Here is a 22,497-nt window from a genome sequence, read left to right on the forward strand (position 1 = left end):
TGTCGTGCTGAAACTTGTTTTCTGGCTCATCCTGTTCCTGATTGTCGCGGGCGTGGCCTATGTGCGCTTTGCGCCGTCCGACCCCGATGTCTGGCATGTCGACCCGCAGGTCAGCGCCGATCAGGACCTGGCCAATGGCGTGCGGCGCAGCATCCCCGCCGGTGACGGCACGCTGGCCGCCCTCGACCGCATCATCCTGTCGACCCCGCGCACCGAACTGGTGGCGGGCAGCGTCGATGCGGCGCATGTCACCTATGTGACCCGGTCGCAGTGGATGGGGTTTCCCGACTACACCACCGTGCAGCAGGTCGAGGACCGGATCGAGCTTTATGCCCGCGCGCGCTTCGGTCAATCGGACCTCGGGGTCAACCGCGCCCGGGTCGAGGGCTGGCTCGCGGATCTGGCGCAGGACTGAAGCCCGCCCGCCACGGGGACGCGGTGCGCCCGCCCCTTGACCGCGCCCCGGCGATGGGCAAGACCGCTGGGCATGATCCCCGAAGACCGCCTTTTGCAGATCACCGAACGGTTCGAGTACCTTGAAGCCCGCATGTCGCAGGGCGGCGGGGATATTGCGGCCCTGGGGCGTGAATATGCCGAACTGAAGCCCGTGGTCGACGTGATCGCCCGGTGGCGCGATCTGGCCGGGGGTATCGCCGAGGCCGAGGCGATGCTGGCTGACCCCGAGATGAAATCGCTGGCCGAGGACGAGCTTGAGACCCTGCGCCAGCAGCTGCCCGAGGTCGAGCGCGCGCTGCAACTGGCGCTTCTGCCGCGCGATGCCGCCGATGCGCGGCCCGCGATCCTTGAGATCCGTCCCGGCACCGGCGGCGAGGAGGCGGCGCTTTTCGCGGGCGATCTGTTGCGCATGTACCAGCGCTATGCCGAGGCCCGGGGCTGGCGGGTCGAGATCATCGAACAGCAGATGACCGAGCTGGGCGGCATCAAGGAAGTCACCGCCCGGATCGAGGGCGACGGCGTCTTCGCACGGCTCAAGTACGAATCGGGTGTGCACCGGGTCCAGCGCGTGCCGACCACCGAATCGGGCGGGCGGATCCACACCTCGGCGGCGACCGTGGCGGTGCTGCCCGAAGCCGCCGAGGTCGACGTGGCCATCGACCAGAACGATATCCGCATCGACACGATGCGCGCCTCGGGGGCGGGCGGGCAGCACGTCAACACCACCGACAGCGCCGTGCGGATCACCCATATCCCGTCGGGCATCGTCGTGACCTCGTCCGAAAAATCCCAGCACCGCAACCGCGAGATCGCGATGCAGGTGCTGCGCACGCGCCTGTTCGATGCCGAGCGGCAGAAGGTGGCGTCCGAGCGGTCGGATCTGCGGCGCGCGCAGGTCGGATCGGGCGACCGGTCCGAACGCATCCGGACCTACAACTTCCCGCAAGGCCGGCTGACCGATCACCGCATCAACCTGACGCTCTACAAGCTCGATCAGGTGATGGGCGGCGATCTCGACGAGGTTATCGACGCGCTGACCCAGGACGCGCAGGCGACGCTCCTGGCCGAGATGGGCGCATGAGTGCGGTCACCGGATCGCAGGCGCTGGCCGCGGCGACGCGGCGGCTGACCGGGGCGGGCATCACGGATGCCGGACGCGACGCGCGGCGTCTACTGGCGCATGTGCTGAAGGTGCCGCCCGGACGGCTGACGCTGTTCCTGCCGGAACCGATGGCTCCCGATCTCGGCGTGGTCTTCAACGTCCTGATCGAGCGCCGGGCCGAACGGGTCCCGGTGTCGCACCTGACCGGGCGGCGGCAGTTCTACGGGCGCGAGTTCCTGGTGACGCCCGAGGTGCTCGACCCCCGGCCCGAGACCGAAACGCTGATCGAGGCGGCGCTGGCCGAGCCCTTCGCGCGGTTTCTCGACCTCGGCACCGGGTCGGGCTGTATCGCGCTGACGCTGGCCGCCGAGGTGCCGGAGGCGCATGGGGTGGCCACGGACCTGTCGCCGGACGCGCTCGAGGTGGCGTTCTGGAACCGCAATACCTTTGGCCTGACCGACCGTGTGGCGCTGTGCGAGGGGGCGTGGTTCGCGCCCCTGGACGCGGGCCAGCGGTTCGATCTGATCGTGTCGAACCCGCCCTATATCGCGGCGGATGAGATGGCGCAGCTTGACCGCGACGTGCGTGACTACGAGCCGCGCATGGCGCTGACCGACGAGGCCGACGGGCTGACCGCCTATCGTGCGATCGCCAACGGGGCGGCGGCGCATCTGGACGCGCGGGGGCGGCTGCTGGTCGAGATCGGTGCCGGGCAGGGGGCGTCGGTGTCGCGCATCTTTACGGCGGCGGGGCTGGCGGATGTCCGGGTGCTGCCGGATCTGGACGGGCGCGACCGGGTGGTGACCGCACGGGCCTGACGGGGCGGGTTTGACGGGGCGCGTGACGGGGCGCGTGGCGGGGCGCGTGACGGGGCGGGGCTGAGATGGCGGGGTCCGGATGCGCCCCGTGCCCGCCCGCCGCGCCGCCGCAAAGATCCGCGCCCTTGACCCGTCGGCCCGACCCCGGGACAAGCATGCCCAGACCCCGCATCCGCAGAGAGGCGTGCACCCATGTCCCTGCTCGGTTTTTCTCTGGTTCTGGCCGCGGCGGTCTGCCACGCGACCTGGAACCTCTTCGTCAAGCGCATCAATGCCGGGGCCGAGCTGGTCTGGCTGTTCTCGGTCGTGGCGGTGGTGATCTACGCCCCGGTTGCGGTCTGGGCGCTGGCGGGATGGGACCACTACAGCCACCGCGACCTGTGGTTCATCGCGGGCAGCGCGCTGCTGCACCTGGCCTATTTCCTGCTGCTGCAGAAAGCCTACAGCGTCGGCGACCTGTCCATCGTCTATCCCACCGCGCGCGCCACCGGGCCGGTGCTGTCGGGGGGCTTTGCGGTACTGGTGCTGGGCGAGGAGATGGGCCTGCAGATGGGGCTCGGGGCCATCATCATCGTGTCGGGCGTCTTCATGCTGACCGGTGGTCTGCGCGGACGTCCCGAGGCGGCGATGCCGTCGCTGGTCTTCGGGCTGGCGACCGGCGCGCTGATCGGGTCCTACACGGTCTGGGATGCCTATTCGGTGACCGCGATGGTGATCCCGCCGCTGTTGCTGGACTACGCCTCGAGCCTTGCGCGCGCGGTGCTGCTGACGCCGGTGGCGTGGCGGCGCCGGGTCCGGGTGGCGCATCTGTGGCGCACCGAGCGTCCGGGCGTGCTGGTCATCGCGGTCCTCAGCCCGCTGGCCTACCTTCTGGTGCTGATCGCGATGACCTTCACGCCGGTGGTCTATGTGGCCCCGATCCGCGAGCTGTCGGTGCTGCTGTCGGTGCTGGCGGGCAGCATCCTTCTGGGCGAGGGCAACCTGAGCCATCGGTTGTCCTGGGCGGTCGTGATCCTGAGCGGCGTGGTCCTGCTGGCGACGTCGTGATCGGGGGCCGAGGGGGGCATGAGGCGCGCGCGCAAGGACGCGCAAAGCCGCCGTTCGCGGGCCGCGTTCCGGCGCGAAAGGCCCGGAAAACCCCGCGAACGCCCGCAGGCTCGCCCCTTGGCGGCGGGCAGGTCCGGCGGCGGAGGCGCGAAAAACACGCGGCGAATGCGCCTCAGATGCCGGTTTTATGGCCAAATCGACGCTTTTTTCCCGATATGCACTTGTGGAACGCCCGAAGCCATGCTTACTCAGACCTATCGGGCATTGGCTCTGACGATCGTTTCCGTCGCGCCCGGTACTAAGCCAAAACAAACGTGATCCGGCGAGGCGGGCGCACACAAGCGCCAGAGGATTGCGAACCACAGTCAGATACAGGACTGAAGCCGCGTTATGAGATCTTCCAAGTCACGGTCCCGGTCAAAGGGCAACCGCAACCGCAGCACGGTCGGCAACGTCGTCAACCGCGTCTTCGACAGTTCCGGTCCCGACGGCAAGGTGCGCGGTACGCCGCAGCAGATCATCGAGAAATACAACCAGCTTGCCCGCGATGCGCAGCTGGGCAACGACCGCGTTGCGACCGAGAACTTCCAGCAACATGCGGAGCATTACCTGCGCATGCTGAGCGAGGCGCAGCGCGAACAGGACCAGCGCCGCGAACAGCAGGAACGCGAGAATCGCGAGCGCCAGCAACAGCGCGACCGCGACGACAACCGCGCGGGCGACGGTCGGTCCGGTGAACCCGACGCGCCGCAGGGTCAGGGTGGCCAGGGTGGACAGGGCCAGCAGCCCGAGGCCCAGGACAACCGGGGCCAGGACAACCGGGGCCAGGACAACCGGGGCCAGGACAACCGGGGCCAGGGCGGCGACACTCAGACCAGCCCGCGCAAGCGGCGCAACAAGCCCGGCGGCAACGGCAACGGCAATGGTCAGGGCAATGACGGCGGCAACGGGGATGCCACCGGCGGCCACGGCGCAGAGGTGGTCGATCTTGGCGGCGACGACGGTGGTTCGCACCTGGTCGACACGCCGGAAAACGCCGAAAAGCCCAAACCCAAGCGCAAGCCGCGTCGCAAACCCGCCGAGTCAGGCGAAGCGGGCGATGACACGACACAGCCCGCAGCGCCGCCCGAGGATATCGCGAACAACAGCTGAACCGGCCCGCGCCGGGCACCCTTGGCGCCCCGCAAGGTCGGCGGTCCAGAGACACAAGGCCGGTCACCGCGACCGGCCTTTTGCATGTCCGGTGCCCGGTTTTAGGTGCCCGGCATCAATTGCCCGCGCGGATCTCGGCCACACGACGGGCCAGCGCGCAGAACCCCTCGAGCGGCACCTGCTCGGCGCGCTCGGTCGGCTTGATGCCCGCCTGCGCGAGAATGTCCTCGATCCCGGGATGCAGCCCCTTGAGACTGGCCCGCAGCATCTTGCGGCGCTGGTTGAAGGCCCGCGCGACCACCTCCTGCAGCACCTTCGGATCGGCGGGGAACCGCGGCTCGGGCAGGGCCGTCAGATGCACCACCGCCGAGGAAACCTTGGGCGGCGGGGTGAAGGCCTCGGGCGGCAGGGTCATGACGATGCGCGCCTCGCTGCGCCATTGCGCCAGAATGGCCAGCCGTCCGTAGGCCTTGTCGCCGGGGGCCGCGACGATGCGCTCGGCCACCTCTTTCTGAAACATCAGCGTCAGCGTGGTCCAGAACGGCGGCCAGGTTGCGGGCGTCAGCCAGCGCACCAGCAGCTCGGTGCCGATATTGTAGGGCAGGTTGGCGGCAATCGCGATCGGCGGCGTGAGATAGGCCAGCGGATCCACCTCCAGCGCATCGCCCTCGATCACCTGCAAGCGGCCCGGCCAGGCCGCCGCGATCTCGGCCAGTGCGGGCAGGCACCGGCTGTCCTTTTCCACCGCCAGCACCCGCCGCGCGCCCGAGGCCAGCAATCCCCGCGTCAGCCCGCCGGGTCCGGGCCCCACCTCGAGCACATCCATCTCCGACAGATCGCCCGCCGCCCGCGCGATCTTCGCGGTCAGGTTGAGGTCGAGCAGGAAGTTCTGGCCCAGCGACTTGCGCGCCCGCAGATCATGGGTCGCGATCACCTCGCGCAGCGGCGGCAGATCATCGAGGCCGCTCATCCAACCTCACCCATCGCACGAATTGCAGCCGCCAAAACGCTGAAATAAAACATCTCCATTCCGGAACATCCCGCCCTCCGCCGCGCGATCCCGGCGGGCATCCCGCGGCGTCCCTGCGCTTCATCTTTCCAAAAAAACGCATTCGCAGCGGATGCCCCGGGTGCTGCGTCGGCATATGGCCCCCGACCCACAAGCCGCCTCATTCCGCGCCGCCCGCCATGCGCCAGGCCAGCCGCAGCGCCGCGACGGTCGAGGACGGGTTGGCCACGCCCCGCCCGGCAATATCGAAGGCGGTGCCGTGGTCGGGCGAGGTGCGGATGAAGGGCAGGCCCAGGGTCACGTTCACGCCCTGATCGAAATCCAGCGTCTTGATCGGGATCAGCGCCTGGTCGTGATACATCGCCACCGCCACGTCATACCGGGTGCGGGCGGCGGCGTGAAACATCGTATCGGCCGAGAGCGGCCCCGCGATCTGCATGCCCTCGGCGCGCAGGCGGTCGAGCACGGGAATGATCAGGTCGATCTCTTCGCGGCCCATGCGACCGCCTTCCCCGGCATGCGGGTTGAGCCCGGCCACCGCGATGCGGGGCGACGGGATGCCGAACTGCGCGATCATCGCCGCATGGGTGATGCGCAGACGCCGCTCCAGCAGCGGCGCGGTCAGCGCGGCGGGCACGTCCGCGAGAGCCATGTGGATGGTGGCGGGCACCACGCGCAGCTGGTCTGAGGCCAGCATCATCACCACCTCGTCCGCATCGGCGAGATGGGCCAGAAACTCGGTATGGCCAGGAAAGGCAAAGCCCGCGCCCTCGGCCAGTGCCTGCTTGTGGATCGGCAGGGTGCAGAGCGCCGAGGCCTTGCCGGTGGCCACCAGATGCACCGCCCGTTCGATGGATTCGATCACGCCGCGGGCCTGGCCGGGCTGCGGTTTGCCGGGCACCCGGGGGCCATCCATCCTGAGTGGCAGCACCGGCAGGCCATCCCGCGCGGCGGATACAGCATCTGCGGGCTGGGCGATCTCGATCACCGGCACGCCGTCCGGCACATGGGCCGGATCGCCGATCAGGAAAAACGGCACCTGCGCGCCGAGAATGCGCCACGCCGCCGGGGCCAGTTCCGGGCCGATGCCCGCGGGCTCACCGCAGCTGACCGCGATGGGGGCCGGGCGGGCGTTGCGGGCGGGGGGCGCGGAGGTGCCGGGGGCCGGTATCATTGCTCGACGATATAGGCGTCGGCCTTGAGCTGCGCGAGATAGCTCTCGGACAGGGCGTTCAGCCGCCGGTTGCGCAGGCCAAGCGCCAGTTCCTGCCGGTCGGCGCCCTCGACCACCGCCCGGGTGCGCCCGCACAGCATCAGCACCATCAGGTTGCCGGACCGGGTGAGCGCCGTTGACACCTCGCCGGGATCGAGCTTGGACAGTTCGAAGGCGATGTCGGTGGGCAGCGAAGCGGGCGGCAGGCTTTCGCGCTCCAGCCGCGCGGCGGGCTGGCCCTTGGCGATGCCATAAAGGTCGTCGCAGCGGTCGGTCTGGCTGTCGATCACCCGCGCGCGGGCGAGGTTTTCGTTGGTGCGGCCACCGGGCAGGTAATAGGCGGCGTATTCGATCGCGGCATATTCCGGCGCGGAATAGCCGGTCTCTTCGATGCCGCGCAGCTGGAAAAGTGCGATGGCGTTCGGGATCGGCAGCGGTGCCGTCACCTCGCCGGGCGACAGCGCCAGAACGATGGGGCGCAGCTGCGGCGGCAGATCGTCCAGGTTCTGCCATGGCAGGCGCCCGCCCGCGCCGCGTGACGCGGTGGCGGAATATTGCCGCGCATAGGACGAGAACTCGCCTTCGGATTGCGACTGGGCGATGCGATTGGCGCGCGCGCGCACCGCCTCGGCCTGTTGCGGCGGCGCGGGAATGATGATTTCGGACAGCAGCACCCGGACGTTCGAGCCGACAGCGCCACCGGACAGCGCGCGGTCGATCTCGGCCTCCGAGGTATTGGCCCGCCCGGCAAAGCGCTGCTGCACGAGGATGCGCCAGGACAGCCCCGCCTCGACGAAATCGCGGAACGTCTCTTCGGCGACACCGGCCCCGGCGAGCGCCTGGATGAATTCCTCGCGGCTGAGATTGGCGCGGGCGGCAAACTCGGACATCGCGTCGCGCATGTCGTCGGGCCCCGGGACGATCCCGGCGCGGCGCGCCGCCTGCACCCGCAAGCGGTCGTTGATCAGCGCCTTGCGCGCTTCCTCTTCGGGGTCGCCGGGCGCGTTGAGCACGGTGAGCATGCGGGCGCGCTGCTGGATCTCGTAGCCGGTGATGACGCCGTCATTGACCCGGATCACCGGGGCGAACAGGTTCTGCGCGCGCGCCGGTGCGGCGGCGGAGACGGCGCAGAGCGCGGCCATCGCCAGCGCGCCGAGTGTCGGAGCCAGGGATCGTTTCAGAAGTTCGAGCATGTGCGGCGGTACTCCTTGGCGCTGCCCCCTGTGCTGAAGCCTTTCAGCGACACGGTCAGGCCGAAATCTGTGGATGGATCGAGATTAGTGGATGAGGCGAAGCGGCGCGAGACCGAAAACTCCGCCGAGACGCATTCGTTCTGCCAGGTCACGCCCAGACCGGCGCGATCCGACCGGTTGTCGCCCAGATCGTAGCGCCAGTAGCCGTCGGCGGACCAGTCCTGCGAAAAGGTATAGGCCCCGTCCAGGGTCCATTCCGACTGGGTGTCGGGGCGGTCTTCGTCGAGGTCGGCGCGCAGCAGCAGGTAGGCGGCGCCCAGCTCCATCCGCGTCGTTTCCCAGGCGACGCGGGCCTCGACCTTGTTCCAGTCCTGGTCGTCGGTATCGAGGATGCCGCGCCCGGTGAACAGAAGCCCGCCCCGGGTTTCGAAATGCGACGCGACCAGCAGGTCCGAGGTGCGGAAGCCCAGCCCCGAGGACTTGGTAAAGGCGGGGTCCACGTCGGCGCGCCAGATCTGGCCCAGCGTCAGGCCCGCCCGCCAGCCTTCGGGGTTTCTGTGGTACCAGCGCAGGCCCAGCGCCGACACGCGCCCGCGTTCGCGCCGGTCGTTGGCCGGAAACCGCGACAGCGCCAGCAGATTGCCCTCGTCGAATTCCTGGCGCGTGCTTTCGTCGGCGGCGGTGCGCGGGCGTTCGCCGCCGGACCAGGCGATCTGGCCCAGCGGTTCGATCAGCGTGGCGCTGCCGCCGCTGCCGCGCCGCAACCACGGCCAGCGCAATTCCAGCGCCGCGGCGGGGGTCAGCACATCGGCCTCGGGTTCGGAGGTGACGTCCTGGGCGATACGGATATGATCGGCGCTGACCTGCCCCAGCACGCCCGCGCGCACCCCCCAGGGCAGGGTATAGCGGTCGCGCCAGGACATGGTGGCCGACAGGCGGCTGACGTCGCGCCCGTCGACGATGCTGTCCGCATCGCCGCCATCGACCGGATCGTCCGAGGGGCGGTAATGCGCGTGCACTTCAGACGACAGGCGAAGTTCGCCACCCAGTGCCTTGGGAAAGTAGCGTTTTTCGTAATCGAAATCGATGATGGTCGAGGGCCGCGTTTCGGTGGTGTCCTCGTCGCGCAGGGTTTCGTAATAGTCGACTCCCGCCGAAAAGGCGCTGTCGCGATCGTAGCGACTGACGGTCAGGTAATTGCGCAGGCGGTCAGTCGAGGAATAGCCGTAGAGGTCGAGATAGGCCTCGTCGCTGACCGTTTGCAGACCGAAATCGAGCTTGAAATCGCGCGGCAGGTCGAATTCTCCGTTGAGAAACGCATAGGCGCGCACATCGTCATAGAGCGAATCGCGGCTGACGGCACTTTCGATCGTGATGTCGCCATAGCGGAAAGCGCGCCGGTAGCGCAGTTCGAGCGTGCGGCCCTCGGTCGACAGATACGGCGTCAGGGTGACGTCCTGATGCGCGCCGATGGGGATGAAGTAGGGCAGTTTCATACCGAAGCCCAGCAGCGACGAGGTGCGCACCTCGGGCGGAAGAAAGCCCCGGGCGCGCTTCAGCGTGGGATCGGGGATCCGCAGACGCGGGAAGTAGAAGATAGGAATATCAAGCACATGGAAGGTGGCGTTCTCAAAATAGATCTGCCGCGCCGCTTCGTCATGCACGACGCGACCGGCGCGGATCTGCCACAGGGGCCGCTGGTCGCGCCCGCAGACCTGGCACGAGGTCACCGCCACCTTGGACAGTTGCGTATAGCGCCCGTCAAGGCGGCGCGCCTCGACCGCGGCAAGCTGCAACTGTTCGTCCAGCACGATGCGCGCGCCCGACAGGATGCCGTTCTCGAAGCCGTCGTCCAGCGCGGCGGAGGTGGCGGTCAGCACGTCGCCATTGACCTCGACGATGCGGATCGGACCGTCGATCTGAAGCGTGCCCGCGGCCTGGTCGAACACCACCCGCTCTGCATAGAGCCGCCGGCCATCGTAGATCGCCTCGACGTTGCCTTCGGCGATCAGGACGCTGTCGTTTTCGACATAGACGATATCGGCGATCAGCAAGGCCGGGTCGGGCATGGGGTCGGGCAGCGGATCGGTCTGCGCGCGCGCCCATGTCGGGGCCAGCGCCATAGTCAGCGCCAGAGACAGCGCGACCGCCAGCACCAGCCCGCGCGCGGGCACGCGGCGGGAATGGCAGGTCAGATTGACAAGAAGCCGCTGCATCCGCCGCATCAGCCATCCTCTCGTTGCAGAAGGAATCCGAAAGCCAGCAGCAGCGACGCGGCGGGGGGCACCCAGGCCGCGACCACCGGAGCGAGCTGGCCGCTTTCGCCAAGTATCTGCGCGAAATTGCGGATGTAGAACAGACCGAAACCGATCAGAACCGCCGACAGCACCGCGATGCCGGTGCGCGCGATGCGGGCATGTTCCATGGTGAAGGCGGCCCCGACGAGGATCAGCGATACCAGAAAGATCGGCCGCGCCAGTTCCATCTGGAACCAGACCGCGTGGCGGCGGGCCGAGAACCCGGCCTGCTCCAGGTCCGATATGAAGGTCGGCAGGTTCCAGATCGAGATCGCCGAGGGCTGGCCGAAGCGGTCGCGGATGCGTTCGCGGGTCAGGGTCGAGGGGATCTCGAGCGTGGCCAGGGTGGCGGCGTTGGCTTCGGCGTTGATGCCGGGCCCGAGCGGCCAGCTCTTGATGTCGCTGAGCGCCCAGGCCCCGTCGATCAGTTCGGCCTCGCGGGCCAGAAGCCTGCGCGTCGGGCCGAGACCTTCGCTGTATTCGAGAAACGAGACATCGTAGAGCAGGGTGGCGTCGGCATTGGCGCGGCTGGCGCGGATCACGGTCTGGCCATCGGCGTCGCCCTGCCGCAGCCAGAGCCCGCCCGAACCGATGGAGATGACGCTGCGCCCGCCATCCTCGTAGAGTTCCTTCAGCTCGCTGTAGCGCTGCGAGGTGCCCGCGACGATGGGGTTCATGGCCGCGACCGCCACACAGCCCACCGCCAGCGCCACCAGCATCGGCCCGGTCAGCGACACGATGCCCGAGCGCCCGGCAGAGCGCGCGATCACCAGTTCGGACGACCGCGACAACGCCAGAAACAGCGCGATCGAGGACAGGATCATGATCAGCGGCAGCATCTCGTAGAGCGAGGCGGGCAGGTTCAGCAGGGTCAGTTGCACGATGCCGCCGAACGCCACCCCTTCATCGTCGAAGCGGCGGATCTGTTCGACCAGGTCGAGGATGAAGACGAAGGCCGCAAAGCCGCCGAAGATGCCCAGAAAGGTCATCAGGAAGCGCCGCGCGAAGTAGATATGCAGGGTCATGCGGTGGCCTCGGCATCGGGCGCGGCCATGCGTTTCGGGCGGCGGTCCCGTGCCGCGCTGCGCAACAGCAGGATCACAATGGAAAACCCGATGATACTGGGCAAGAAGATCAGGGACGCGGTGACGACGCTGGATTCCGCAGGGCCCTGCACGGCGCTTTCGAACACGTAGACCAGCACCACCAGGCCCACCGCGACGAACATCTGTCGGGTGACGCCGAAGCGTGAAAATTCGCCCGTCAGCAGCGTGGCAAAACCGAGCGCGGCCCCGACCATCGCCAGAAGCGGCTGCTGGATGCGCGAGAACAGCGCCACCATGAGCTCCGCCGGCCGTTCGCGGGTGCGCGCCATGACACCGGAAAAGTCGGTCACGATCTCGAAGGAGGGTGTCGAATCAAGCTGTTGCTTGCCGACGCTGCTGCTGTCGATCAGGCTCGAGACGCTGTAGGTCAGATCGGCGAAGGTGGTGGTCGAAAGCCGCTCGGTTTCGAGGTCGAGGGTCTGGGCAAGGCCGCTCATCATCACGATATTGGCGTCCTCGGCCGCATCGCCGACGACGAAGGCGCGGTCGGCGGTATAGGTCACCTCGCGGCCTTCCTGCCTGCGATCGGACAGGAAGATATCGCGCAACTCGCCGTCTTCGGTGATGTCGCGAATGTAGAATGTCAAGCCGGAAGAGGGGCTTAGGAAGACACCCTCACGTAACAGGCGCGCCGACGCGGCGTTCGAGATCTCGGATTCGCGCAGGCGCAGTTGTTCCAGGCTGTGGGGCACCAGCACATGCGTCAGGATCAGCATCATCGTGGCCACCACCGCGCCGAAATAGATTACCGGGCGCATCAGGCGCCAGGGCGAATAGCCGGTGGCCTGCACCACGGTCAGTTCGGAATCGCCGATCAGCCGCTGGGTCAGGTAAAGCGCCGCCACAAAGGCCGAAAGCGGCAGCACGCGGGCAATGGTGGCGGGCAGGCTGAGCGCCGTGAATTCAAGAAACACGCCCGCGGAATGGCCGTCCGAGATCAGCTGCTCGAACAGGATCACGGCGTGATTGACCCAGTAGACCGAAACCAGCACCAGCGCGAAAAAGCCGAACAGCACCATGAGGCGGGACAGGAGATATCTGTCGAATCTTGCCACCGATCCCCCCAGATCGCGTTGTGATTTTTCGCGACCCTATCGGATCGTCCCAGGCGGCGAAAGGTGCCTCTGGCCAAGGCGGCGTGTGCCCGCTACCTCTGGGCGAAAGTATCTGGACAGGAGACGGGCATGACCGACTTGCGCGACATCACGGTGACGGCGACGGACCTAGAGGCATTGGACAGCGTGACGGGGCGCGTGGCGGTCTGCGTCAGCCCGGACGGCACGATGAGCCCCGGCGCACGGCGGCTGAACCGGCTGTCGAAAGGCGCCGTCAAGCGCGCCGTCGAGGGCGACCGCTTCGAGAAGGCCAAGATCGGCGAGGTCCTTTCGCTGGGGTATCCGGCGGGCATGGCGGCAGAGGCCATCGACATCGTCAAGCTGTCGCGCGCGCCGGCGCAGGACGAGGCGCGTCGCGCGGGTGCGGCGCTTGGCAAGCTTACCCGCGGTCCCGTGCTGGTGCTGGCCGAGGCGACGCGGCGGGCGGCGGATATCGCGCTGGGGCTGGCGCTGCGGTCCTACGCGTTCACCGATCACAAGACCGACAAGGGCGATGCGCTTGAGCCGGCGGTCATGATGGTCTCGAAGCCCGACGAGGTGACCCCGCTGGTCGAGACCGGCATGGCGGTGGCGGCGGGCGTCGTGTTCACCCGCGATCTGGTGTCCGAGCCCGCCAACGTGCTGACCACCACGGAGTTCGCCGCGCGGCTTGAAGGGCTGCGCGATCTTGGCGTCGAGGTCGAGGTGCTGGACGAGGACCGCATGACCGAGCTGGGCATGGGCGCGCTGCTTTGCGTGAGCCAGGGGTCGGAAAGCCCGGCCAAGCTGGTGATCATGCGCTGGAAGGGCGGCGCCAAGGACGCGGCACCGCTGGCGCTGGTGGGCAAGGGCGTGGTGTTCGATACCGGCGGCATCTCGATCAAGCCCGCGGCGGGCATGGAAGACATGACCATGGACATGGGCGGCGCGGGCGTCGTTGCGGGCGTGATGAAGGCGCTGGCGCTGCGCAAGGCCCCGGCCAACGTCACCGGCCTTGTGGGCCTGGTCGAGAACATGCCCGACGGGCGCGCCACCCGGCCCGGCGATATCGTGACCTCGATGAAGGGCGACACGATCGAGGTGATCAACACCGACGCGGAGGGACGGTTGGTGCTGGCGGATGTGCTCTGGTATGCGCAAGAGCATGAAAACCCCGCCGCGATGGTCGATCTGGCGACGCTGACCGGGGCCTGCATCATCGCGCTCGGGCATGAGAACGCGGGCTATTTCTCGAACGACGACGATTTCCACCGCGCCTTCGGGAAGGCCGCCGCCGCCGAGGGCGAGGGCGCGTGGCGACTGCCGTTCGGGGCGGGCTACGCCAAGCAGATCGAGACGCCGCTGGCGGATATCAAGAACACCGGCGGGCGGGCCGCGGGCACCATCACCGCGGCGGAGTTCCTGAAGGTCTTCGTCAAGGACGAGATGCCGTGGATCCATATCGACATCGCCGGTGTCGCCCATGTGAGCAAGGACACGCCGCTGGCGCCCAAGGGGGCGACCGGCTGGGGGGTGATGGCGCTCAACCGGCTGGTGGCGGACCGGTTCGAGACCGAGTGAGGTCATGGGGGCCGCCTATTTCTATCACCTGACGCGGCGTCCGCTGGAAGAGACGCTGCCGGTGCTTCTGGAGAAGTCGCTGGCGGCGGGCTGGCGGGTCGCGGTCCGGGGCCGGGATGCGGCGCGGATGGACTGGCTCGACCAGCGGCTCTGGCTGGGGGCGGCGGACGGGTTTCTGCCGCACGGGCTGGCGGGCGGGCCGCATGATGCGCGCCAGCCGGTGCTGTTGCTGACCGGGGGGGCGGAGGCGGCCAACGATCCGGCCTGCCTGATGACGGTCGACGGGGCGGACGTGGACGCCCGCGAGGTGGCGCGGATGGCGCGGGTCTGCGTGCTGTTCGATGGCAACGACCCGGCGGCGGTGCAGGCCGCGCGGGTGCAGTGGAAAGCGCTGACCGACGCGGGCTGCTCGGCGCAGTACTGGTCCGAGGAAGCGGGCCGCTGGGAGATGAAGGCCGAACGCTAGGATACGGATTTTTAAACAAAAATCCGGGGGCCATTTTCTTGATGAAGAAAATGGCGCGGCGCGGGACAAATCGCGATATCGTCTGTGACGACCGGGTGCGCCACGCCATAAGCCACACAGGTTCCGATCCGGTCGGACAGTATGGTGAAACTGACAGAAGACCCATTCGTGATGACCGATTTTTCCGACCTCAAAGCCCTGTTCATCAATACATCGCTCAAGCGTGAACCGACGGAAAGCCACACCAAGTTGTTGATGAATGCGTCGGCAAAGATCATGGCGGAGCAGGGCGTATCGGTCGCGCATCTGCACATGCTGGACCACCAGATACCGCCGGGCGTCTATCCCGACATGACGGAGCACGGCTGGGACAGGGATGATTGGCCGCAGGTCTGGGAAAAGGTTCTGGCGGCGGACATTCTGGTGATCGGCACGCCGCTCTGGCTGGGCGAGGAATCCTCGGTCTGTCGCGTGTTGATCGAGCGGCTGTATGGCATGTCCGGCAATCTGAACGACAAGGGGCAGTCGGTCTATTACGGCAAGACGGGGGGCTGTGTGATCACCGGCAACGAGGACGGGATCAAGCATGCCGCGATGACCATCGGTTATGCCCTGAGCCACCTGGGCTACACCCTCCCGCCGCAGGCCGATTGCGGCTGGATCGGAGAGGCCGGACCGGGGCCGTCCTATGGCGACGAGACGGAAGGCGGCGGCCGTGTCGGTTTCGACAATGAATTCACCCAGCGCAACACCACGATCATGACATGGAACCTGATGCATTTGGCGCGCATGCTGAAAAGCGCCGGTGGCTATCCAAATCAGGGCAATGACCGGAAGGCCTGGGATGCAGGCGCGCGGTTCGGCTTCGAGAACCCCGAATACCGGAGTTGATGAGCGGCTGTTTGCAGTCGAACATGAGCCGCAAGGGCGTTCGAGCCGCGAGAAAGAGGGCGGTGTCGGCGCAAAGCTGGACGCGGAAGGCGCAGCGATTGCCGCGGTGAATGCTGCGGAAGGTGGAAACGAAGCGACGTTCGTCGATCAGAAAAACCGCCGGACCTTGCGGCAATATGCGCGGAATTGCTCTGGGTATTGCTTTGCGAGCCAACGTTCCTCGATGAAGATCCCGACCAGGTAGAGTAGTGCCCAGTTGATCAGCGTCGCGATGACCAACACGGCGGGAACGAGCAGCGCCCAACCGGCGAGGGCGAGCCAGGTCGCGATATAGATCGGGTTTCGCGAGAACCGGAATATCCCGTCGGTGCGAAGCCCTTCTTTCGATCCGAAGGCGTTTGCCCAGCCAAGCGTCCATGTTGCGCCGAATGCGATCCCGAAGCCGACCGTGATCAGGAGGATGGCCAGCAGGACAGTCGGGGTCGAAAACCGCAGGCCGACGCGCCAGAGATACAGGAGCGACGCGACGATCGACCCGTAAACCATGACCCTGAAAAGGGTCATGAAGGCGATTTGTTTCGCGGGCTGATCGTCCGGCGGCGGCCAGAACCTGAACGCCGGGTCGATGAGGTCGTATGCGGCCAAGGCCAACAGAATGGCGCTGGAAAGAAACGTCAGTATGGGAAGTGTGCCCAGCAGGAAATCGAACATGCGCGCATCTTAGACGGATCGGGCGTGTTGCCAATGCGATCGCGCGGCGCGCCCGGGATGCGTGCGGGTCTTGCGCGCGCCGTGCGCCTTGGCGCCCTCACGGGAATTTCGCCTGCCGGTCCGGGGCAGATTTTTCTTGAAAAATCTGCGGGGCCATTTTCTTGAGCAAGAAAATGGCGCGGGCGGCGCGATCAGCGTTCGAGGATCAGTTCGTTGCCTGCAATCTCGATGCGGGAATAGCGTTGCAGGTAGCTCATGCCGAGCAGCGACTGGCCGAGCGCGCCCTCGTTCACATAGGCCCGCACGTCGCGATCGGTGAAGGGGCCGAGCGCCACCCGGTCAAGCGTGACCGGTGCCGTGCGCACCTGGCCGTTGGCGGTTCGCGCCGTGGCGATAAAGGCCAGATCTTCGGCCTCGAGCCCGATCCGGGCGGCGTCCTTGCGGCTCAGCACCGTGCCCGTGGCCCCGGTATCGACAAGAAAGGAGACCGGCGTGCCGTTGATCGTCAGGCGCGCGTGGTAATGCCCGTCAGGCTGGCGGGGCAGCACGATGCGGCCCGCTTCGGTCATCACCTTCTGGACAGGGGCCACGGTGCCGCGGATGTCGTCCCAGAGCCCGATCACCGCGATCACGCCCGCGAAGATGAAGCCCCAAGCCGCCAGGGCCTTGAATTTCCGCCCGAGATTGGCCCGGTCCTGCACGAAGAACCAGAAGACCAGGACCGCCCCCAAGAGGGCGAGATAGGCGAATTGTCCGTAATCCATGCTGTCCATCGCATTGAGATAGGCATCAGGGGGCGCGATGGGAAGGGATCACAGGGTCGGTGTGCCGAAGCCGAAGGCCAGCAGGCCGTCGGCCACGAACTGCACCGACAGCGCCGCGAGCAGCAGGCCGAGCAGGCGGGTGATCACGGTGATGCCGATCTTGCCCAGCGCCCGCTCGATCCAGCCCGAGGCCAGCAGCAAGAGCAGCGCGATGGTGAGCACGCCGAACATCACCACGAGGACCGTCGCAAGGGCGGTGGCGTCGCGGGCCTGGCTGACCAGCAGGATCACCGAGGTGATCGCACCGGGGCCCGCCAGAAGCGGAATCGCCATCGGGAAGACCGAAGGGTCGGGCGCATCGTCATCGGCTTCGTCGGCCTGGCTGTTGCGGCGCTTGTTGCGGCGTTCGAACAGCATGTCGAGCGCGGTGAGGAACAGCAGCATGCCGCCGGCGATGCGGAAGGCGGGCATGGTGATGCCGATGAAGCCCAGCACCGCCTCGCCGAAAAAGGCGAACAGGCACAGGATCGAGGCCGCGATCAAGCAGGAGCGCAGCGCGATGGTGCGTTTCATGGCCGCGGGCATGCCGCGGGTCAGCGCAATGAACACCGGTGTCGTCCCGATCGGGTCGATGACCACGAAAAGCGTGGTGAAAGCGGCGATGATCAGGGTTGCATCCATGGCGCTGCGGTAATCCTGCCGGGCGGGCGAGGCAAGGGGCGATTTTTTTGCGCCCTGACTGTCCGTGGCGTGCAGACGGTTGGCGCCGGGCCCGTGGCGGGGGCGGGATTTGCGTTTTTCCGGAAAGATGAAGCGGCTTGCGGTGCGCCTTCAACGGCGGATGTTGCGCGCGGGTCCGGTTCGGTGCCCGGCGGTACCGCGCGGTCTTTTGCCGGGGGATCAGGCGGATTCGGCGGCGTCGAGCTTTTCCTGGGCTGCGACCCAGAGCGCTTCGGCCTTGCCGAGACCGTCCATGACCTCGGCGTATTTCTTGTTCCAGGTGGCCAGCTGGTGTTTCTGCGTCGTCTCGTAAAGCGCGGGATCGGCGAGTTTTTTCGCCAGTTTCTCGCGCATGTCCTCGATCTTCTGGACCCGTGCCTCGCATTTGCGCACATCCGAGCGCAGCGCCAGGATCGCGTCGCGCGAGGGTTTCGCGGGCTGCGGCGCGCAGGCCTTGCGCGGCTTTTCGGCGGGCCTGTCGGTGCCGAGCAGCATCTTGCGATAGGCGTCGAGATCGTCGTCGAAGGGTGTCACGCCGCCGTCCTTGACCAGCCAGAGCCGGTCGGCGACGAGGCTGAGCAGGTGCATGTCGTGGCTGACCAGGATCACAGCACCGGTATAGGCGTTCAGCGCCACCATCAGCGCCTCGCGCGATTCGATGTCGAGGTGGTTGGTGGGCTCGTCGAGGATCAGCATGTGCGGCGCGTCGATGGTCGCCAGCAACAGCGACAGCCGCGCCTTCTGACCGCCCGAGAGGCGGCCCACCTCGGTTTCGGCCTGGGCGGCCTGAAGGCCGAAGCCCGCCAGCCGCGCGCGGTGGCGGCCGGCAAGTTCGTCCGGGCGTTCGCGCATCAGGTGCTGCAGCGGCGTCTCGTCGATGCGCAGCTCGTCGACCTGATGCTGGGCGAAGTAGCCGACGCGCAGCTTCGAGGCCTGGGTCAGCGTGCCGGTGAACAGCGGCAACCGCCCCGACAGGAGCTTCGACAGGGTGGATTTGCCTTCGCCGTTGCGGCCCAGCAGCGCGATGCGGTCGTCCTGGTCGATCCTGAGGTCGAGATTGCGCAGGATCGTGGTGTCGCCGTAGCCGGTGGCGCCGCCTTCGAGGTGGATGATGGGCGGCGACAGTTCCTCGGGCACCGGGAAGGTGAAGACGCGGCGCTCGGCGTCCTCGGGCAGGGTGATGGTGTCCATCTTCTCGATCATCTTGACCCGGCTCTGGGCCTGCTTGGCCTTGGACGCCTTGGCCTTGAAGCGGTCGACGAAGCCTTGCAGATGCGCCCGGCGGGCATCCTGCTTTTTCGCCATGGCGGCCAGGTGGGCGCGTTTCTCGGCGCGCTGGCGGGCGAACTGGTCGTAGGGGCCCTGGTAATAGGTCAGGGTCTTTTCCGCGAGGTGCAGGATACCGCCGACGGCGCGATTGAGCAGGCCGCGGTCGTGGCTGATGATGATGACCGTATGGGGATAGCGCGCGAGGTAGCTTTCGAGCCAGAGCGCGCCTTCGAGGTCGAGGTAGTTGGTCGGCTCGTCGAGCAGCAGAAGGTCCGGCGACGCGAAGAGCACACCGGCGAGCGCCACGCGCATCCGCCAGCCGCCCGAGAAGGCCGAACAGGGCATCTGCTGCTTGGCCTCGTCGAAGCCCAGCCCCTTGAGGATCGCGGCGGCGCGGGCTTCGGCGGACCAGGCGTCGATATCGGCGAGGCGGGTCTGCACCTCGGCGATGCGGGTGGCGTCGGTGGCGGTTTCGGCCTCGGCCATCAGGCTGGCGCGTTCGGTATCGGCCTCGAGCACGGTGTCGATGAGCGAGGTTTCGGACGAGGGCACTTCCTGCGCGACGCCGCCGACACGGGCCCCGCGGGGCAGGGTGATGTCGCCGCCATCCAGCGTCAGCTCGCCCCGGATCAGGCGGAAAAGCGTGGTCTTGCCGGTGCCGTTGGCCCCCACGAGGCCGACCTTGTGGCCATCGGGAATGGTGGCGGTGGCCCCTTCGAGCAGGGGGCGGCCTTCGACGGCATAGGAGAGGTTCTCGATCTTCAACATGGGGGCCGCTTAGCAGGAAGGCGGGCGGGCGGAAAGGCGGTGCGGATGCGATTTCGCGACGTGCCGGGCCAAGGTGTCGCCATCGCGGCGACGCATCGCATGTTTTCAACGCCCCGGACCCGTGATATGGGCGCGCCAATCTTCATATCCGACGGCCGCAGGGCTGTCGGCACCAGACCAAGAGGCACTCATGGCAACCGAACGCACGCTTTCGATCATCAAACCCGACGCCACCAAGCGCAACCTGACCGGCAAGATCAACGCCAAGTTCGAGGAAGCGGGCCTGACCATCGTCGCGCAGAAGCGCATCCAGCTGACCAAGGCGCAGGCCGGGGCGTTCTATGCGGTCCACAAGGAGCGCCCGTTCTATGACGAGCTGTGCGAGTTCATGGCTTCGGCGCCGGTTGTGGTTCAGGTCCTCGAGGGCGACAACGCGATCGCCAAGAACCGCGAAGTGATGGGCGCGACCAACCCCGCCGATGCGGAGGCGGGCACCATCCGAGCGGAATTCGCGGAATCGGTCGGCGAAAACTCGGTGCACGGCTCGGACGCGCCCGAGACCGCCAAGGAAGAGATTTCGTACTTCTTCGCGGGACTAGAGATCGTCGGCTGATCGCCAAACGGCATCAAGCGGAACGGGATTTCCCGGACCGAGGTCGCGCAAAGGCCCCCGAAGGTGACTTCGGGGGCTTTTTCGTGGTGCGGGTGTTCCGCGCGGTCAGAACGCCTTGGCCCAGCGCACCGCGTCCTCCAGCCGGTCGTCGCCCCAGAAAACCTCGGTTCCGACGACGAATGTCGGCGCGCCGAAGACGCCCAGGGTCATGGCCCTGTCGGTCGCCGCGCCAAGCGCGTCGGCGATTGCGGGCGTTTGCGCGGCCGCGATTGCCCGGGCGGCGTCCTGTCCGATCTCGGTCAGGCTGGCGGACAGGTTCGGCTCTTCCCCGGCGGGTTCGCCCTTGCCGAACCAGCGGCGGTAGGTGGCGCGGGTATAGTCCGCGACCCAGCCTTCGGCGACGCCAAGGATGGCGACCCGGTTGGCCAGTTCAAGACCGGCCAGCGGATAGGGCGCGGGCAACCTGGGATCGAGGCCCAAGCTGCGGGCGCGGCGTTCGATGTCGCGCCACATGTAGGCGGTCTTGATCGGCTTGTCCTTGAAGGGGATGTTGTTCTGCGCGATCATCACCTGCCGAACGTTGAACGGGCACCACCGGAAGCGGACGTCGTGGGCCGCTTCGACCTCGGCCAGACGCATGACCGTCAGATAGCTGTAGGTGCTGCCGATCGCATACCAGAAGTCGATCCGTGCCATGCCATTGCCCCGGGTTGCGGCCAAATTCTGCGTGAATCCATGCGTGGCAGTCTAGCCGCAAACGGGATTTTCGGCAAATTGCCGGACCGAGCCGGGCCAGGTTTCGAGCAGAACCGGGTTAGGGGCGGCCCGGCGCTTGGGCCGACAGGGATGTCGGACACTGGCCCGACCCGCGCCGCGATCAGGCGACGCGGTCGGGCTGGCGCAGCTCAGGCCGCGCGGGTCATGTGGGGGGCCGCGAAGTTGTGGCGCGCCTCGATGTGATCGCGCAGCACCTTGGCGTTGCGGGTGTTGGACTTGTAGCCGACGTCGAACAGATCGCCCACCAGCGGCACGAGGCCCACCAGCCAGTCGATGCCGACATTGCCCGCCATCTTAAGCAGAATGGGCGTGGGCACATCCATGCGCCGCGCGGTGGCGATGATGTAGGCCGCAGGCAGCAGGGTCGCGGTGTCGCCCAGCCCCGGGATCAGGCCCAGGAGCGAATCCCAGCCAAAGCGGATGCCGGTGCCGGGCAGGCGGAAGGCGCGGTCCATGCGGGTCGCCAGCCGCTCGATGCGCGCGAGGCGCTGAAAGTCTGGATGCGTGCTCATGCCGTGCGCGGCCCGGTCTTGGCGATGATCCAGACGGCATGCACGATGCCGGGAACATAGCCGAGGATCGTCAAGAGGATGTTGAGCCAGAAATGCTTGCCCAGCCCGACCTGCAGGAACACCCCGAGCGGCGGCAGAAGGATGGCGACGATGATGCGAACGAGGTCCATGGCGGTGCCTTTCGTGCAAATTGCGTGATCGCGTTGCGTTGAAGGTCGAACGCAAGCGTTGCGGCTGCGGTTCCACCGTCAGCGGGATTTGCGCGCCACCACGCCGATCCGGTCCAGCGCATCGGACAGGCTGGCGGGCAGGTGGTCGGCTGCAGGTCGGGTGTTGGCCATCAGCGCATCGAAGCGGGCGCGCAGGGCGGTTTTCTCGGCGCCCTTGCAGTCGTTCCAGGGCCGCCCCTGAAGCGCCATGTGCAGCACGTAGTAGCCGATGAAATGGGGCCGGGTGCCGGTGGCCACGAGGCGCGCATAGGCGGCGTCGGCACCGAGGTCGCGCAGGGCTTCGGCGCTGTCGATCCCGGCGCGGGTGCAGGCGGTCTCCATCGCGGGGCCAAGGTTGCGGATCGAGGAAACGGGGCTGCGGGTCATGGTCGGCGGACCGGGATACGGGGCCAGATGCGGGGCCGCCCGGTGCGGACAGGGCCGGGGTCGGCGGACCCGGGCCGTGGTCCGGTGTGCGGCGAAGGCAGGGCGTGCGGGGCATGCGGGCGGGGCATCGGCGTTCCGGGGTCGGGAATATGGTGCCGTTTTGCCTGCCGCGCGTCCCGCAGGCAAGCCGCGCGGCTTGCAAAACGCCCGGGCGGCGGCTAGGCCTAAGGTATGAAACCGGCACGCACCCTTACCAGCTGTTGCATTTTCCGCTGATCCACCGGCGGGCCGTCTTTTCGTTCCTTTCCAAAAACGAAGCTGCTAGAGCCTGCCTTTGAGCACACGCCCGAGGTTTGAGGCACG

Annotated in this window: 23 protein-coding genes; 9 read left to right on the top strand and 14 right to left on the bottom strand. The window is 67.4% G+C overall.

All coding sequences use genetic code 11. The features are described from left to right. Positions 1-4 precede the first annotated feature (4 nt). From ACXYMN_RS00545 to ACXYMN_RS00565, 5 genes are all read left to right on the top strand, one after another. Entirely contained in the window at positions 5-415 is a 411-nt protein-coding gene (locus ACXYMN_RS00545) for a DUF1499 domain-containing protein (protein WP_459011415.1), read from the top strand. Between the two features lie 72 nt (positions 416-487). Further along, entirely contained in the window at positions 488-1,537 is a 1,050-nt protein-coding gene (prfA, locus tag ACXYMN_RS00550) for a peptide chain release factor 1 (RefSeq protein ID WP_459011416.1), read from the top strand. Further along, positions 1,534-2,376, top strand: a complete 843-nt coding sequence (gene prmC, locus ACXYMN_RS00555; RefSeq protein WP_459011417.1) for a peptide chain release factor N(5)-glutamine methyltransferase — start codon at positions 1,534-1,536, stop codon at positions 2,374-2,376. Before prfA ends, prmC begins: the two co-directional genes overlap by 4 nt. 192 nt (positions 2,377-2,568) lie before the next feature. Continuing rightward, positions 2,569-3,423 carry an EamA family transporter gene (locus ACXYMN_RS00560; RefSeq protein ID WP_459011418.1) on the top strand — a complete coding sequence of 285 codons (855 nt, stop codon included), beginning with the start codon at positions 2,569-2,571 and terminating at the stop codon, positions 3,421-3,423. A gap of 390 nt (positions 3,424-3,813) precedes the next feature. Further along, on the top strand, positions 3,814-4,575 hold the full coding sequence (locus ACXYMN_RS00565) for a DUF4167 domain-containing protein (RefSeq protein ID WP_459011419.1): 762 nt from the start codon (positions 3,814-3,816) through the stop codon (positions 4,573-4,575). Between the two features lie 115 nt (positions 4,576-4,690). Here the strand turns inward: ACXYMN_RS00565 and rsmA are convergent, their stop codons facing one another. The 6 genes from rsmA to ACXYMN_RS00595 form a co-directional block, all read right to left on the bottom strand. Next, positions 4,691-5,545, bottom strand: a complete 855-nt coding sequence (rsmA, locus tag ACXYMN_RS00570; RefSeq protein ID WP_459011420.1) for a 16S rRNA (adenine(1518)-N(6)/adenine(1519)-N(6))-dimethyltransferase RsmA — start codon at positions 5,543-5,545, stop codon at positions 4,691-4,693. A 199-nt stretch (positions 5,546-5,744) separates the two neighbouring features. Next, on the bottom strand, positions 5,745-6,758 hold the full coding sequence (gene pdxA, locus ACXYMN_RS00575) for a 4-hydroxythreonine-4-phosphate dehydrogenase PdxA (RefSeq protein ID WP_459011421.1): 1,014 nt from the start codon (positions 6,756-6,758) through the stop codon (positions 5,745-5,747). Then, on the bottom strand, positions 6,755-7,990 hold the full coding sequence (locus ACXYMN_RS00580) for a peptidylprolyl isomerase (protein ID WP_459011422.1): 1,236 nt from the start codon (positions 7,988-7,990) through the stop codon (positions 6,755-6,757). Before ACXYMN_RS00580 ends, pdxA begins: the two co-directional genes overlap by 4 nt. Beyond that, positions 7,975-10,215, bottom strand: a complete 2,241-nt coding sequence (locus ACXYMN_RS00585) for an LPS-assembly protein LptD (RefSeq protein WP_459011423.1) — start codon at positions 10,213-10,215, stop codon at positions 7,975-7,977. The genes ACXYMN_RS00580 and ACXYMN_RS00585 overlap by 16 nt, the downstream gene beginning before the upstream one ends. Continuing rightward, the gene (gene lptG / locus ACXYMN_RS00590; RefSeq protein WP_459011424.1) at positions 10,215-11,312 is read right to left on the bottom strand and encodes an LPS export ABC transporter permease LptG; all 1,098 of its coding nucleotides are present in this window, start codon (positions 11,310-11,312) and stop codon (positions 10,215-10,217) included. The genes ACXYMN_RS00585 and lptG overlap by 1 nt, the downstream gene beginning before the upstream one ends. Then, a complete protein-coding gene (locus ACXYMN_RS00595) occupies positions 11,309-12,448 on the bottom strand; it encodes an LptF/LptG family permease (protein ID WP_459011425.1) in 1,140 nt (379 codons plus the stop codon). The genes lptG and ACXYMN_RS00595 overlap by 4 nt, the downstream gene beginning before the upstream one ends. Positions 12,449-12,577: 129 nt before the next feature. On the opposite strand from ACXYMN_RS00595, the gene ACXYMN_RS00600 reads away from it, so the two are divergent. The 3 genes from ACXYMN_RS00600 to ACXYMN_RS00610 all read left to right on the top strand — a co-directional run bounded on the left by ACXYMN_RS00600 (position 12,578) and on the right by ACXYMN_RS00610 (position 15,404). Continuing rightward, positions 12,578-14,047 (top strand): leucyl aminopeptidase, encoded by a 1,470-nt coding sequence (locus tag ACXYMN_RS00600; RefSeq protein WP_459011426.1) that lies wholly within the window; start codon positions 12,578-12,580, stop codon positions 14,045-14,047. 4 nt (positions 14,048-14,051) lie between these two features. Beyond that, positions 14,052-14,513: a DNA polymerase III subunit chi gene (locus ACXYMN_RS00605; RefSeq protein WP_459011427.1), complete on the top strand. Its 462-nt coding sequence runs from the start codon at positions 14,052-14,054 to the stop codon at positions 14,511-14,513. Between the two features lie 171 nt (positions 14,514-14,684). After that, positions 14,685-15,404, top strand: coding sequence for a flavodoxin family protein (locus tag ACXYMN_RS00610; protein ID WP_459011428.1), 720 nt, complete (start codon positions 14,685-14,687; stop codon positions 15,402-15,404). 147 nt (positions 15,405-15,551) lie between these two features. Here the strand turns inward: ACXYMN_RS00610 and ACXYMN_RS00615 are convergent, their stop codons facing one another. The 4 genes from ACXYMN_RS00615 to ACXYMN_RS00630 form a co-directional block, all read right to left on the bottom strand. Continuing rightward, positions 15,552-16,115 (bottom strand): methyltransferase family protein, encoded by a 564-nt coding sequence (locus tag ACXYMN_RS00615; RefSeq protein ID WP_459011429.1) that lies wholly within the window; start codon positions 16,113-16,115, stop codon positions 15,552-15,554. 191 nt (positions 16,116-16,306) lie between these two features. After that, on the bottom strand, positions 16,307-16,888 hold the full coding sequence (locus ACXYMN_RS00620; RefSeq protein WP_459011430.1) for a retropepsin-like aspartic protease family protein: 582 nt from the start codon (positions 16,886-16,888) through the stop codon (positions 16,307-16,309). A gap of 39 nt (positions 16,889-16,927) precedes the next feature. After that, positions 16,928-17,560 carry a MarC family protein gene (locus tag ACXYMN_RS00625; RefSeq protein WP_459011431.1) on the bottom strand — a complete coding sequence of 211 codons (633 nt, stop codon included), beginning with the start codon at positions 17,558-17,560 and terminating at the stop codon, positions 16,928-16,930. A gap of 219 nt (positions 17,561-17,779) precedes the next feature. After that, positions 17,780-19,636 (bottom strand): ABC-F family ATP-binding cassette domain-containing protein, encoded by a 1,857-nt coding sequence (locus ACXYMN_RS00630; RefSeq protein WP_459011432.1) that lies wholly within the window; start codon positions 19,634-19,636, stop codon positions 17,780-17,782. Between the two features lie 190 nt (positions 19,637-19,826). Between ACXYMN_RS00630 and ndk the strand changes: the two genes are divergently transcribed. Further along, positions 19,827-20,249, top strand: a complete 423-nt coding sequence (gene ndk / locus ACXYMN_RS00635; RefSeq protein WP_459011433.1) for a nucleoside-diphosphate kinase — start codon at positions 19,827-19,829, stop codon at positions 20,247-20,249. Between the two features lie 105 nt (positions 20,250-20,354). Here ndk and ACXYMN_RS00640 read toward each other — a convergent pair whose 3' ends face one another. From ACXYMN_RS00640 to ACXYMN_RS00655, 4 genes are all read right to left on the bottom strand, one after another. Beyond that, on the bottom strand, positions 20,355-20,945 hold the full coding sequence (locus tag ACXYMN_RS00640) for a DsbA family protein (protein ID WP_459011434.1): 591 nt from the start codon (positions 20,943-20,945) through the stop codon (positions 20,355-20,357). A 209-nt stretch (positions 20,946-21,154) separates the two neighbouring features. Continuing rightward, positions 21,155-21,538 carry a DUF4112 domain-containing protein gene (locus ACXYMN_RS00645; RefSeq protein ID WP_459011436.1) on the bottom strand — a complete coding sequence of 128 codons (384 nt, stop codon included), beginning with the start codon at positions 21,536-21,538 and terminating at the stop codon, positions 21,155-21,157. Then, positions 21,535-21,708 carry a YqaE/Pmp3 family membrane protein gene (locus ACXYMN_RS00650; protein WP_459011437.1) on the bottom strand — a complete coding sequence of 58 codons (174 nt, stop codon included), beginning with the start codon at positions 21,706-21,708 and terminating at the stop codon, positions 21,535-21,537. The genes ACXYMN_RS00645 and ACXYMN_RS00650 overlap by 4 nt, the downstream gene beginning before the upstream one ends. A 78-nt stretch (positions 21,709-21,786) precedes the next feature. Continuing rightward, positions 21,787-22,134, bottom strand: coding sequence for a TfoX/Sxy family protein (locus tag ACXYMN_RS00655; RefSeq protein ID WP_459011438.1), 348 nt, complete (start codon positions 22,132-22,134; stop codon positions 21,787-21,789). Positions 22,135-22,497: the final 363 nt, after the last annotated feature.

It is taken from the genome of Roseivivax sp. CAU 1753 (assembly GCF_054482575.1).